This window comes from Sinorhizobium sp. 22678 (assembly GCF_052044265.1).
In the GTDB taxonomy this organism is placed as follows: Bacteria; Pseudomonadota; Alphaproteobacteria; order Rhizobiales; family Rhizobiaceae; genus Sinorhizobium; species Sinorhizobium meliloti_A.
This window is the reverse complement of the sequence record NZ_JBQEMS010000006.1, coordinates 93,561-107,370: the sequence shown is the minus strand read 5'-3', so window position 1 is coordinate 107,370 and position 13,810 is coordinate 93,561. Positions and strand designations below refer to the sequence as shown.

The 13,810-nt window shown below is 62.1% G+C and carries 10 protein-coding genes; 9 read left to right on the top strand and 1 reads right to left on the bottom strand.

Annotated features, from left to right (window positions below; all coding sequences use genetic code 11):
* Positions 1-86 precede the first annotated feature (86 nt).
* The 5 genes from ACTJKL_RS11245 to ACTJKL_RS11225 all read left to right on the top strand — a co-directional run bounded on the left by ACTJKL_RS11245 (position 87) and on the right by ACTJKL_RS11225 (position 7,386).
* Positions 87-1,154 carry a LacI family DNA-binding transcriptional regulator gene (locus ACTJKL_RS11245; protein ID WP_440852911.1) on the top strand — a complete coding sequence of 356 codons (1,068 nt, stop codon included), beginning with the start codon at positions 87-89 and terminating at the stop codon, positions 1,152-1,154.
* 30 nt (positions 1,155-1,184) lie between these two features.
* A complete protein-coding gene (locus ACTJKL_RS11240) occupies positions 1,185-1,931 on the top strand; it encodes a transporter substrate-binding domain-containing protein (protein WP_275599235.1) in 747 nt (248 codons plus the stop codon).
* A gap of 71 nt (positions 1,932-2,002) precedes the next feature.
* On the top strand, positions 2,003-3,652 hold the full coding sequence (locus tag ACTJKL_RS11235) for an amino acid ABC transporter permease (protein ID WP_440852910.1): 1,650 nt from the start codon (positions 2,003-2,005) through the stop codon (positions 3,650-3,652).
* A 25-nt stretch (positions 3,653-3,677) separates the two neighbouring features.
* On the top strand, positions 3,678-4,346 hold the full coding sequence (locus ACTJKL_RS11230) for an SDR family oxidoreductase (RefSeq protein WP_440852973.1): 669 nt from the start codon (positions 3,678-3,680) through the stop codon (positions 4,344-4,346).
* A gap of 13 nt (positions 4,347-4,359) precedes the next feature.
* Positions 4,360-7,386, top strand: coding sequence for an aminotransferase class III-fold pyridoxal phosphate-dependent enzyme (locus ACTJKL_RS11225; RefSeq protein ID WP_440852909.1), 3,027 nt, complete (start codon positions 4,360-4,362; stop codon positions 7,384-7,386).
* Between the two features lie 118 nt (positions 7,387-7,504).
* Here ACTJKL_RS11225 and ACTJKL_RS11220 read toward each other — a convergent pair whose 3' ends face one another.
* Positions 7,505-8,980: an alpha/beta fold hydrolase gene (locus tag ACTJKL_RS11220; protein WP_440852908.1), complete on the bottom strand. Its 1,476-nt coding sequence runs from the start codon at positions 8,978-8,980 to the stop codon at positions 7,505-7,507.
* 652 nt (positions 8,981-9,632) lie between these two features.
* Here ACTJKL_RS11220 and ACTJKL_RS11215 point away from each other — a divergent pair.
* Genes ACTJKL_RS11215 through ACTJKL_RS11200 form a run of 4 tightly spaced genes read left to right on the top strand, consistent with a single transcriptional unit; the run spans position 9,633 to position 13,810 of the window.
* Positions 9,633-10,808 carry an ABC transporter ATP-binding protein gene (locus ACTJKL_RS11215; RefSeq protein ID WP_440852907.1) on the top strand — a complete coding sequence of 392 codons (1,176 nt, stop codon included), beginning with the start codon at positions 9,633-9,635 and terminating at the stop codon, positions 10,806-10,808.
* Entirely contained in the window at positions 10,801-12,033 is a 1,233-nt protein-coding gene (locus ACTJKL_RS11210; protein ID WP_440852906.1) for an ABC transporter substrate-binding protein, read from the top strand. The genes ACTJKL_RS11215 and ACTJKL_RS11210 overlap by 8 nt, the downstream gene beginning before the upstream one ends.
* Positions 12,034-12,045: 12 nt before the next feature.
* Positions 12,046-13,005, top strand: a complete 960-nt coding sequence (locus ACTJKL_RS11205; RefSeq protein ID WP_411922868.1) for a carbohydrate ABC transporter permease — start codon at positions 12,046-12,048, stop codon at positions 13,003-13,005.
* Positions 12,998-13,810 (top strand): carbohydrate ABC transporter permease, encoded by an 813-nt coding sequence (locus ACTJKL_RS11200; RefSeq protein ID WP_102762627.1) that lies wholly within the window; start codon positions 12,998-13,000, stop codon positions 13,808-13,810. Before ACTJKL_RS11205 ends, ACTJKL_RS11200 begins: the two co-directional genes overlap by 8 nt.

Sequence of the window (13,810 nt, the reverse complement as noted above, 5' to 3'; positions counted from 1 at the left end):
CTCATGCGGACACGGAATAAAAACGTTTATATTTTTCATTGAAATCGTTTTTATCAGCTGATACGGCTTTCGTCGGGAGGCCGATCATGGAAAACACGCAGTCACCGCGCGCACGGCCGGGGATCAAGGCTCTGGCCGAGGCTACGGGCTATTCCATTGCGACCGTGTCGAAGGCGCTCAACGGTTCTCCCATGGTTGCCCCGGACACGAAGGCGCTCATCCATCGTGCCGCTGCGGAGATAGGCTATCGTGCCAACGCCCGCGGCATGGCGCTGAGGACCGGCCGGACCTGCCAGGCTGCCGTGCTCATGCCGGTAACGGCTGCGCGCGACTATGAATGGGACGGCGTCGAATATACCCAGATACTCAGCGGCATCAGTCAGGCACTGGAAGGCAGCGACTATCGCATGTCGGTCCATGTCGTGCGCAATGTGGAGGACGGCTGCGAGGCGGCGCGCCGGGTCATCGATGAGGGTCTGGCGGACGGACTGATATTCTCAGGCATACGCGCCGACGACCCGCGTATCGATCTCCTGGTCGAGAGCCGATTTCCCTTCGTCTCTCTCGGTCGCTGTCGGAAACCCCTCGACTACGCACATGTCGATATCGACAACGAATGGGCGGCCCATGCGGCGACCGCCCGGCTGATTGCCGGCGGACACCGGCGGATCGCGCTCGTCAATCCGCTCCGGCATCTCTCCTACGCCGAGGACAGGGTGGACGGCTTCATGCGGGCTTTTCGCGAGGCGGGGCTATCGCCGTCCGACGATCTGATCGCCGAAGGCGATCTCTCTACCCAGTTCGGCCGCGAGAGCGCGCTCGGTCTTCTCGACGCGGCGCGGCCGCCGACGGCCTTCGTCTGCAGCAACGAGTCGACCACGCTCGGAGTGCTTTCGGGCCTGGGCTCGCGTGGACGGCGGATCGGCGTCGATGTCGACGTGGTCGCCTATGACGACATCAATGTCAGCGCCTATTTCACGCCGCCGATCACGACCTTCTATCAGCCCATCGAGATACTCGGGCGAACCCTCGGGGAGTTCCTGCTGCGGCGCATGGCGGGGGAGGACGCGCGCACGTTGAAGCAGGTTTTCAGGCCAACGCTGATCGAGAGGCAGCTCGACAATCTCGGCGGGCGCCTGGCGCAGTCGGCGTAGGAAAAGAATTCACAACGGAGGAGAACCAAGGTGAAAACACTCGTAATTGCACTTGCGATGGCGGCCCTCGTCTCAGGCGGCGCGTCGGCCGCCGATCTCGGCGGCAAGCTGCTGAAGGTCGGCTCGGATACGACCTCGCCGCCGATGGAGAGCGTCGATCCCGCGACCGGCCAGATCGTCGGTTTCGATATCGACGTGGTGAATGCGATCTGCGCAAAGATCAACTGCCAGGCGGAATTCGTGACCACCGGTTGGGACGGCATTTTCGCAGCGCTCGATCAGGGCAACTTCGATCTCGTTGCCTCGGGCGTGTCGATCACCGAGGAACGCAAGAAGGCCATGGATTTCTCCGATCCCTACATCGTCAACAGCCAGGCGGTGCTGATGCGGGTCGAGGACCAGGGCGTATCACTGGAGGACTTCAAGTCGAAGGGAAAGAAGCTTTCCGCCCAGGCCAACACCACGGATGCGCAGGTCGCCGAAGGGGTGGTCGGCAAAGAAAACGTCGTCGCCTATGACAGCTTCAGCGCCGCGATCATCGCGCTCAAGAACAAAGATGTCGACGGCGTCGTCATCAACGGCGCCAATGCTGCCGCTTACGAACGCGAGTTCGTAGGCGAACTCGTGGTCGCGATCCGGGACCTCGAATCCGATCCGCTCGGCCTCGTCTTCCGCAAGGGCGATGCCAACGTCGCCGCCTTCAACGAAGGACTGAAGATGATCCGCGACGACGGCACGCTGGATCAGCTCGTCAACAAATACTGGGGCGTGAAGTAACCTCATCCGAGCACCCCGGAGCGGTCTGCGCTCCGGGGCCGAATTTCTGCGCAGAATCCCCGGAGGGATGAATGTCGTTCCTGAGAAGCGTGCGGCCCAGCAATCTGATCATTCTGACAGCGCTGCCGTTCATCATCTATCTTTTCGCCTCCTCCGGTGACTACCAACGTTCGCTGAGAGCCATTCTCGGAGTCGAGAACGGCTCGTCCGCCTTCGTACCTGGCTTCCTTGCCCTGCTCGTCGCCTTCGGCTCGGGTATCGCCGTTCTCGTCTTTTCCCGAGCCAAGGCGCCGCGGCCGCGGCTGGCGCTCGCTGCCGCCGTGCTCAATCTCGCTGCGGCGGCCATCTTGCTTCTGAGCGACGCCGTTCATCCCTACCTTGCGTCGGTCGTCGCCAATGCCGTCGATCCCTTCACGTCCGATCTCGTCGTGAAGGGGCTTAGCCCCCGGCGATTGACGGACGCCGCGGACATGACCCTGCGCGGCATCGAAGCCGTGCTTTTTCCGGCCTACTTCGCGCTGACCCTGTTCGGCTCCATGCTTTTCTTCGGTGCCGGCAAGGCGTCTGCGCGGGAAAGCATCCTGCATCGCGCAGGAGCGTGGAGCATCGGCCTCGTCAACGGTACGGGGCTCCTGTTCATCCTCTTCTTTGCGCATATCGCCTTTGCCGCCGGCGTGGCGACCACGGTCCGCGCGGCCATTGCCGCCTATCTTCTCGCTGCGATCATCGGCCTCATCTGGGTCGGATTGCTTCAGTTGCATTATACGGCGCGCACCAGCCTCTTCTTCGCGCTCGCGACCCTCGGCTTGGTGCTCGTCGCCGCCTGGTTCCTGTTGCAGCCTCGCACGGCCTATGTGCTTGCGGGGCGGCTCGACGGCAGGGTCGCGATCGTCAGCAACACGCCGTCCGGCCTCATAGGCGCGGTGCGCTTCGGCCAATATCCGGGCGCGCCCGCTGAAGAGGCGGCCGTACGAACCTTCCTTGGCCCGGCGGAGGCAGTCGCGGCGATGGAAAAGGACGAGGTGAGGGCCGCGCTTCTGCCGGCGGAAGCCGTGCCCGGGGGCTTGCCGCTCCTTTGGGAAACGGCGGCTCTGAACGATCGAGACCGGGCCGCAGGCATCACTTTCGCCGTCCTGGCAATCATCCTCGGTCTGCTCACCTTCGGCGGCTATCTGCACCGTCGTCATCCCCTGGCGATCGGCTCGGAATTCGTCGTCGATACGATCCGCGGCATTCCGATGCTGGTGATCGTGCTCTATGTCGGCCTGCCCTTGAGCGGGGCGTTGAAGGATGTGACGCAGGGCGTGCTCGATCCGCCGAATCTGATGCGCGGCATCGCCGCCATGGCGCTTGCCTATTCCGCCTATCTGGCGGAAATCTTCCGCTCCGGCATCAACGCCATCCCGGTCGGCCAGATCGAAGCGGCGCGCAGCATCGGGCTCAACCGGTGGCAGACGGCGCGGCTGGTGGTCCTGCCGCAGGCGTTCCGGATCATCATTCCACCGCTCGGCAACGAGCTGATCGCGATCCTCAAGGACACGTCGCTCCTGTCGATTCTGTCGATCCGCGACATCACCCAGCGCATGCGCGAGTTCCAGTCGGCGAGTTTCCTGCCCTTTGCGCCCTATAACTCGGCAGCCATCTTCTACATCTTCCTGACGCTCGCGGCGGCGAGCCTCATCAACATGATCGAGCGGAAATATGACATCAAGCATCGATAGGAGACGGGAAGAGGGGCCGCGCACGGTGCTGATCACCGGTGCATCGCGGGGCCTGGGTCAGGAACTTGCACGGCAATATGCAGCCGCCGGCTGGCAGGTGATCGCCTGCGTCCGCCAACCGTCGGCGAGGGATGGGGAAACCGGCATCGAACGTCGGATACTCGATGTCACGGACGCGAGGTCGATGGCGGCGCTTGCCGAAAGCCTCGGCGAGCAGCCGATCGATGTCCTCATCAATAATGCCGGAGTCCGCGGCGACACAGGCGGACTGTCGACCGTCAGACCCGAGGATTTCCTGGAGGTCATGCGCGTCAATGCCCTGGCGCCGATCCTGGTCGTGCAGGCGCTGCTGCGAAATCTCCTCGCTGGCTGCGATCGCATCGTCGCCAATATCAGCAGCCGCGCAGGATCGCTCGCCGAGGGCACGCTCGACGATGACGAAGGAGACTATGCCTATCGTTGCTCGAAAGCGGCGCTGAACATGGCCACGGTCAAGCTCGCGCAGGATTTGCATCCCCACCGGGTCACCGTGCTGTCGCTCCACCCCGGCTGGGTCAGAACCGATATGGGCGGCCATCAGGCGAGCGTGCCGGTTGCGGAAAGCGCCGCCGGCCTGAAGGCGATCATCGACAGGGCCGGGCTCGCCGAGAGCGGCAGCTTCCGGGCCTTCGACGGAAGAACGGTATCGTGGTGAAGCGAGTGGGACGATGACGACGAGCGAGTTCAAGAACGTGCAGGAAATCGAAGCAATCGAAGCGCTGCTTGCCCGCGAATACGGCGTCGCGGGAGAAACCGTGGCGCTGCCCGGCGAGCACGATCTCAATTTCCGTATTCAGGCGAGCGACGGTCGCGCGTTCCTCCTGAAACTGCATGCCCTCGGCGCGCCCGAGGAGCTCGACATGCAGATTGCAGTTCTCGACCATCTCGCGCGCGAGGCGACGGATCTGCCCGTCTCGAAGGCCTTGCCGAGCCGCTCCGGCGCCTCGTTCACCCGCGTCGAATTCAAAGGAGAGCGTGTCGCACGTCTGCTGACGTGGCTGCCCGGGGAGATCTGGGCACGAGCCGCCAACCGCTCGAGCAACAGCGTCGAGACCCTTGGGGCGCTGCTCGGCAAGCTCGACCGCAGCCTCGCCGGTTTCTCTCATCCCGGCGCCAGGAGAGAGTACGCCTGGGATATCGCCCGGGCGGAAATGCACCTCGCCAACGTCGATCTGATCGAGGATGTGGAGAAGCGGAGCGCGGTTCGCGCGATCCTCGATCACTTCGTCTCCACCGTGCTGCCGCGCCTTGCGGCGTGCCCCCGGCAGGTCATCCACAACGATGCCAATGACTATAACGTGCTCGTCGGCGCCGACGGCTGCGTCAGCGGACTGCTCGACTTCGGCGATATGGTCGAGAGCTATCGGGTGGTGGAGGTGGCCGTCGCCTCAGCCTATGCGCTGATCGGTTCGCCGGATCCGATCGGCGCCATCGCGCGGCTGGCGGGCGCCTATCACGGCGTCAATCGGCTCGGCGAAACGGAGGCCGAGCTGATCTTCGATCTCGTGCGCACCCGCTACGCCGTCAGCATGTGCATGGCGGCAAGGCAGATCCGCGACAACCCCGAGAACGCCTATCTGCTCGTCAGCCAGGAGGACGTCTGGCGCGAACTGAGACGCCTCGAGCAAGAGAACCGCTCGTTCGCCATCGCCCGCCTTCGCGACGCCTGCGGCTTCGCACCCATCCCGAGGGCCGCACGGGTGGTGCGGTGGCTGGAGCGCAATGCGCATGATTTTTCGGGCGTCATCAAGCCGGGCATTGCAAGACCGAAGGCAGCCGTCTTCGATTTTTCGGCGAACAGCCCGGAGAACTGGGCAGGTCTCGACAAGGACGTGGCGCAAGCGCGCATCGACGCCCATATTCATGCGGAGGGGGCGGATTTCGGCCTTGGCCTCTACGGGGAGGACAGAGCGGTCTACAAGGGTGACGCCTACCAGGCGACTGCAAACCTGCGCCGCACGATTCACCTCGGCATCGATCTCTTCGCTCCCGCCAACGAGCCGGTGCATGCACCCTTCGCCGGCAAGGTCGCCTTCTACCATGACGACACGGTCCCTTACGGTTTCGGGCCGACAATTCTGCTCGAACACACGACGGGCGAGGGCGACACGTTCTGGACGCTCTACGGGCATCTCTCGCGTGAAAGCGCCTCACGGCTTTCGATCGGCCAGCCGGTCGCCAGGGGCGAAGCTTTCGCGACCCTGGGGGATCGCGCCGAAAACGGCGGCTGGGTTCCGCACCTGCATTTCCAGATCGTCACCGATCATCTCGGCCTCGAGGGCCGCATCCACGGCGTCGGCGTCAGAGAGCAGTGGCAGGTCTGGCGGGAGATCAGCCCCGATCCGAGCGTCGTGCTCGGCCTTTCCGTTCCGGCGTCGGTGATTGTCGAGCGCGACAAGGCGTTCCTGGTGCGCGAACGCCAGCGCCGCATCGGTCGTTCCTTAAGCATCGCCTACGAAGCGGCGCCTCTGAAGATCGTCGCCGGCGAGGGCGCCTACCTGATCGATGACGAGGGTAGGCGCTGGCTCGACATGGTCAACAATGTCTGCCATGTCGGCCATTGCCATCCACGCGTCGTGAAGGCGGCGCAGATGCAGATGGCGCGGCTCAATACCAATTCGCGCTATCTGCATGACAGTCTGGTGGAATATTCCCGACGGCTTGCGGCGCTCTTCCCTGATCCGCTGAACGTCTGCTTCTTCGTCAATTCCGGCAGCGAAGCCAACGATCTCGCGATCCGGCTGGCGCGCGCCTATACCGGCAACCGCGACGTCATCACCGTCGATCACGCCTATCACGGCCATCTGACGAGCCTGATCGATGTCAGTCCCTATAAATTCGCGGGCAAGGGCGGGGAAGGGCGGCCGGCGCATGTGCGGGTTGCCGAGATGCCGGACCTCTATCGGGGACGCTATCGCTATGGCGATACGGACGCGGGGCGCAAATATGCCGAGGACGTGCAGCGGCAGATCGATGCGCTGGCGGCGGAAGGGCGCAAACCCGCGCTCTTCTTCAGCGAGGGCATTCTCGGCACGGGCGGCCAACTGGTTCTGCCGGATGGCTATCTCAGCGAGGCCTATGCGCATGTGCGTGCGGCCGGCGGGCTGTGCCTCGCGGACGAGGTTCAGGTGGGGTTCGGCCGCGTCGGCAGTCACATGTGGGCGCATGAGACGCAAGCGGTCGTGCCCGACATCGTCACCATGGGCAAGCCGATCGGCAACGGCCACCCGATGGCGGCTGTGGTGACCACCGAGGCGATTGCTGCGGCCTTTGCAAACGGAATGGAATATTTCAACACCTTCGGCGGAAATCCGGTATCGGCCGAGATCGGCCTCGCCGTACTCGACGTCATCCGCGACGAGCGCCTGATGCACCATTGCGCGGTCGTCGGAAACCGTCTGATGGATGGAGCGCGCGAACTCGCCAGCCGCCACACGATCATCGGCGACGTGCGCGGCTATGGTCTCTTCAACGGCATCGAGCTCGTGCGCGATCGCGACACCCTCGAACCGGCCGCAGCGGAGCTCGACTTCGTCATTGCCGAAATGAAGGACAGGCACCGCATCCTGCTGTCGAGCGAGGGACCGCAGCACAACGTACTGAAGATCAAGCCGCCCGCGCCCTTCAGCGCGGACGAGTGCGACCGTTTCCTCGATGCCCTCGACGCGGTGCTGGCGCGGGTACAGGCCGGCTGACGTCACGATACGAAAGTTACGAATCTGTCCGACATTTTAGAACATGAGGTGATCGTTCGTCGGACTCCGCCTCGGTTGCAGATGTAAGCGGGGTCAGGCAACATGATAGAGCCTGCCTTCACGACGCTTTCGTGATGAAGCGCTTGATATGATCGGCAATCGCATCGAGAGTGCCCTCGTCAACCTGACGTTCTCCATAGTGCCAGATGGCATCGCGCTCATTGCGCGGCGCAGTCTGCAAGATGTGGTTTACACCTTCGAGGGTAACGAGTTTGCGCGGACGGTCCTTCGAGCCTCCGAGCGCGAGCAGTTCGGCATCCACGCGCGAGACTTGGACATCGTTCTCGCAGTGAAAAATCAGCAGAGGGCAGTCGATGGAGGCGGCCAATTTCGTCGGTTCTATCCTTGAGAGGTCGCGAAGATGGTCGAGACGATCCTCCAGGCCGAAGAGCTCGTCCGGCGGTGGACCCCCTTGTCGGATCGTCTCTTCCAAGAGCGTTCGCTTGCTGCGGACTGCCTCGGCCTGCTCGGCGGTGTAGCCGCCGTTCGTCAGCATCCAGTCGATCTGGTCCTTGATGATAGCGTTGATCGGCCTTCCAGGAGCTGCGATCAGCACTATTCCCGACACATCGTGCAATTCTTGAGCAGCCATCAGCGCGATGAGTCCCCCTAGACTATGACCGAGCAGAATCCTGGCCTGCGCTCCGTCCTTTCGGCGCTCCATCGTGGACCATGCATCCTTCGCCCCATCAATGAACGTTCGAAGGTTCGGTAGCTCTTCCTGCGTCTTGTAACGCTCGTAGCGGAGGGAGCGGAGGCCACGCTGTGCAAGGCCATCGAGGATCGCCCCATAGCCGAGATTCAGATCGCCGCTCAGCCCGTGGCGATCATAGCGGCCGGATCCTCCGAGAAAGACGGCGGTGGCAAAAGCGGGCCCTTCCGGTGCGACGATCGTGCCCTTGAGGGCTGCCGGTCCGATCTCGATTTCGTCAACCCTTATCTCGTCACGGCTGCGATAGCCGGTTGGACTGCCGATATCCGGCGTCCAATCGGGAAGATGTGCCTCAATCCTCTCGAAATAGATCCCCGGTGTCGAGGTTTCCAGCCAATCGAGGCGCCCGTGCTCACTGAGAATCAGCGTTTCCTTGAGGTTCGACTGCCATTGAGCACCCACCCTGTTCAGCTTTAGGTCGAAACAACGACCGCCATCGGCAAGAAAGGATGGAATCGTCAGGAATCCTGCCGCAAGACGGCCGGATCGCATTCTGATGGCCTCGGCAAGTTGACCAATCATATTTGCCTCCAAGACGATTTCCATATCCAGAAACGCCGCCTTGGTGAGGCTGTATTTGTTGCCGCGGCTATCGCAACCGTCGAGGGTGAGTGGATGCCCGTGGGGGTCGGTTCTAAGCATGCTTTTCCGCCGGTATCGACGCAGACCCAACGGAGGATCGTCGAAGAACTCCAGCCATGACGTGATGCGCCGGCCGCCCGATGGGTCAATACAGGACGAGGAATGGGAATATCCCAACACGCGCGCCTGGAAACAAACTTTGAAGGAATGGACAATTTCCGTTTGTTGCACGGCACTCATCTCCGAAACGAAACACGTACCGGGCCGAAGGTGCAGCACGGAACGCCCTGGCTCCCGCGATCGTGTCCATCAGGAGCAATACCAAATTTGTGCGACCAGAACGTGTTTTGTCCTTTGATCGTAGCCGATCAATGGACAAAAACATGCAGCAGCTCAAAGTGCGACAGCGACCTTTGCGTGTCTTATAAGAGGCGCGGCGCTGTAGGAAATTTTCGGAGGACTGGAATCTCTCCTCCGTCCTCATCACTGTGCTCGTCACAGGGATGAGAGCAGCGCCGCGTCTGCGGCGCGGGAAGCATTCTTTCAGCCCAAGGACTTGGTCTGGCTGGATTCCTGTGACGAGCACAGGAATGAGGAAATCAAACAAGCGGCCGCGGATGGCCCTAATCTCAACGGCATTAGCCGCACCGGCGATTACTTCTGGCCCCCGACCGAAGGCCTCGAACCCAGGCCCTTACGGCGTGAAACTTCTATGCTTGCGGCGTGATCACTTTATCTTCTCCAAAGTCGGGCAATTGATCACTCTCGCGTTGTCACGCCCGGCTGACGAAAGTTTTCCCTTTACAACGAAGTTAAACGTTTTTATTTCTGATAAAAACGTTTAACAGGCTGACGAGCAGGCGGTTGATCCGCCGCCTGTCGGGAGGAGAGTTTGGCCGCTATTCGCATCGACAATCTTCGCAAGTCCTTCGGCTCGCATGAAATTCTGAAGGGCATCGATCTCGAGATCGCCGGCGGCGAGTTCGTCTGCTTTCTGGGGCCGTCCGGTTGCGGCAAGAGCACGCTCCTGCGCTCGATCGCGGGACTTGAAAATCTCGACGGGGGATCGATCCGCCTCGGCGAGCGCGACATCACCGATCTTCCGTCCGCCAGGCGCGACATCGCCATGGTCTTCCAGAACTACGCGCTCTATCCGCATATGAACGTGCGCAAGAATCTTTCCTTCGGCCTTGCGCTGAACGGCGTGAAGCGAAACGAGATCGAGCGGCGTGTCAACAATGCGGCCGAAATTCTGAGGATCACGGAGCTCCTGGACCGCAAGCCACGCCAGCTTTCCGGCGGCCAGCGCCAGCGTGTGGCGATCGGCAGAGCGATCGTGCGCGAGCCGAAGCTCTTCCTGCTCGATGAGCCGCTCTCCAACCTCGATGCCGGCTTACGGGTGACGATGCGCGTCGAACTGGCGTCGCTGCACGAACGCCTCGGCGTCACGATGATCTATGTGACGCATGACCAGGTCGAGGCCATGACTCTCTCCGACCGGGTCGTGGTGCTCGACAAGGGACGCGTCAGCCAGTTCGGCACGCCGCTCGAACTGTTCTACCGTCCGGCAAATCTCTTCGTCGCCGGCTTCATCGGCTCGCCGCGGATGAATTTCCTGCCGGCGGGTGTCGCGGAGCAGGGCGCAACCGGCGTGACGCTTGCCGGAGGCGGCTTATCGCGGCCGGTGACGCTCGATACGTGTTCGCCCGAACCGATCGACCGGGTTCGTCCGGTCACCCTGGGAATTCGCCCCGACAAACTCGAACTGACCTCGCCGGAGGAGGCGCATCTCGCCGGCACGGTGAGGCTCGTCGAGCGGCTCGGCACCGAAAGTCACGTTCACATCCGTGTCGAGGGCGGTGGTGATCTGACCGCCGTGGTGCGCGGCACCCATCCCGTCGCGAGCCGAGATCAAGTTCATCTCCGCCTTCCCCCCGAGCACTGCCATCTGTTCGATGCAGAAGGCACGGCGATCGCGAGGCGGCTCGATCCGGAGACGAAGGCACTTATCGATAACGAGAAGGCAAGGGGCGCGCGTGCGCCGGTTTTGGAGGAGAGACATGCCTGATATGAAAACGACGATCATCGGATCGCTTGTGGCCCTGTCGGTTGCCGGTGCGGCGACTGCGCGCGCAGAGGAGGTCTTGCGTTTCGCGACCTGGGACACGGGCGAGAGCCTTGCCATCCAGCAGGCCATCGCCAAAAAATTCGAAGAGAAGCACCCGGGCGTGAAGGTTCAGGTCGAGCCCTATGCCGAGGGCTACGACCAGAAGCTCGTCGCCGCCTTCGGCGCGGGCAATCCGCCCGATGTCATGTATATGTGGAACTTCCCGCAATACTACACGTCGCTGATGCCGCTCGATGAGCTGATCGCGCGCGACCCGGCCGAGATCAAGCCGGACGATTTTCCGGAAGGCCTGATGAACACGGCGCGTATCGAAGGCAAGACCTACGGCATGCCCTCGGGTTTCACCACCCAGGTGGTCTTCTACAACAAGGAAATGTTTGCAAAGGCGGGTGTGGAAGAGCCGAAGGAGGGCTGGACCTGGGACGATCTGCGCGCCAAGGCAGCCAAGTTCCGCGACAAGGCCGGCAAGGTCTACGGGTTCGCCGTCGACGCCAAGCCGGACCCCTATGATTTCGAGCAGTTCCTCTGGTCGAACGGCACGAAATACATCTCGGACGACGGCAAGGAGATCGACGGCTACATGAACAGCGACGCGGCTGCCGCGGTGCTCGGCATGTTCGCCGACATGGCCCGGAAAGAGGAAGCCGTGACACTGCACCTCGGAGACGAAACGGGGGGTGACACGCTGTTCCAGGGCGGCAAGATCGCCATGCTCCAGAGCGCCATGTGGGACAAGGCAGATATCGATGCCGCCGGCTTCAGCTATGGCGTCGCACCGCTGCCGACATTCGGCGACCGCCCCGCCCATTCGGCACTCGGCGTTTCGGCGATCTCCATCGCCAAGGACGCCGCCCATCCCGACCTCGCCTGGGAATTCGTGAAATTCTTCTCCTCGCCCGATTCGGTCGCGATGCGCGTCAACGACCTGCCGGTGCGCAAGAGCGTGGCCGAGGCGAAAGGGATGACGAAGGACCCCGTCTACAAGCCTTTCTTCGATATTCTCGCCACCTCCAACACCGAAAGGCACGCCTATCTGAAGAACGCCAACTGGAGCAAGATCCAGGACAATCTGGCGCGCGCCATCGAAGCGACGATGATCGAGCAGGGCAATGCCAAGGCCCATCTCGACGATGCGGTCAAGCGCTCCAAGCGTCTGCTGAAGTAAGGAGCGCGGGGGATGGACATGGCTGCCCATGCTGGACCGAAGGTGGAGGTCGTTCGGCGCAGACGAGCAAATGCCGGACGGCATCTTGCGCCCTTCCTGTTCATCTCCCCATGGATCCTCGGATTCCTCTTCTTCACCCTCGGCCCACTCTGCTTCTCGCTGACGATGAGCTTTTTCGACTGGCCCGTCGTCGGCGAGCGCACCTTCGTCGGACTCGACAACTACCGCTCCATGTTCATGGAGGACCCGCAATTCCGGGAGAGCCTCTGGATCACGGTGAAGTTCGCGGCGATCTACGTGCCGTTCAACATCGTCATGTCGCTTCTGCTGGCGCTGTTGCTGCACCATGCGACTTTCGCCAGCGGCTTCTTTCGCACGGTGTTCTATTTGCCGAGCGTGATCTCGGGCGTTGCGCTTGTGACGATCTGGAGCTGGATCTACAGCAGGGAATACGGGCTGCTGAACTTCATGCTGTCGCTCGTCGGCATCGATGGACCGAACTGGCTCGGCGATCCCAGCCTGGCCCTCGTCGCCATCATCGTCGCAAGCCTCTGGGGCCTCGGCGGTACGATGCTGATCCTTCTGACCGGTCTCAAGGCCATTCCGAAAGAGCTCTATGAGGCCGCGACCGTCTCGGGCGTTCCGGGCTGGGCGCAGATGCTGTTCATCACCCTGCCGATGCTCGGGCCGATGCTGATCTTCACCTTCATCACCTCGATCATCTCCGCATTCCAGCAGCTGACGATAGCGCTTCTGCTGACGAAGGGCGGCCCTCTCGGCTCCACCTATTTCTTTGCCATGTACATCTACGACAACGCCTTCAAATATTTCGACATGGGCTATGCCGCCGCGGGCTCCTGGGTGATGTTCGCGATCGTGCTGACACTCAGCCTGGTCGTCATGCGCTGGTCCGCCGCATGGGTCTATTACGAGGGCGAGGTCCGGCCGGCCGATGGAGACCGCGATGCGTAAGACAGTCCTCTATGCGACGCTGATCCTGCTGTCCGCCCTGTTCATCGCGCCGTTCTACTGGACCTTCATGACGGCGGTCAAAAGCACGGCGGAGCTATATCAGTTCCCACCGGTCCTCTGGCCGTCCGAGTGGCACTGGGAGAATTTCGCAGCCGCCTGGAACAAGCAGCCCTTCGGCACCTATCTTTCGAACTCGCTGATCGTCGTCGTCCTTTCGACGCTCGGCCAGCTTCTGTCGAGCTCGCTCGTCGCCTTCGGCTTCGCCCGCTTCCGGTTTCCCGGACGCGACGCCCTGTTCGTGCTGCTGCTCGCGACCATGATGATACCCTGGGACGTGAAGATGATCCCGCTCTACATGGAATTCAACATGCTGGGCTGGATCAACACGCTTAAACCCCTGATCGTGCCGGCCTATTTCGCCGACGCCTTCTTCGTCTTCCTGCTCCGCCAATACATCATGACGATACCGATGGAGATCGACGAGGCTGCCCGCATGGACGGTGCCAACAGTTTCGACATCTACTGGCGCATCCATCTGCCTCTGATGCTGCCGGCCCTGGTGCTGGTCGGTACCTTCCATTTCATGAATGCGTGGAACGACTATCTGGGGCCATTGATCTTCCTCAACGATCAGTCGAAATACACGCTCACCCTCGGGCTTTCGATGTTCAAGGGCCTGCATGAGATCGACGTCACCTCGATCGCGGCGATCACCGTCATCCTTTGCCTGCCGCCGCTCGCCCTCTTCTTCCTGGCGCAGCGCTATATCATGGATGGAGCCGTCGGCTCTTCGGTGAAGGGATAG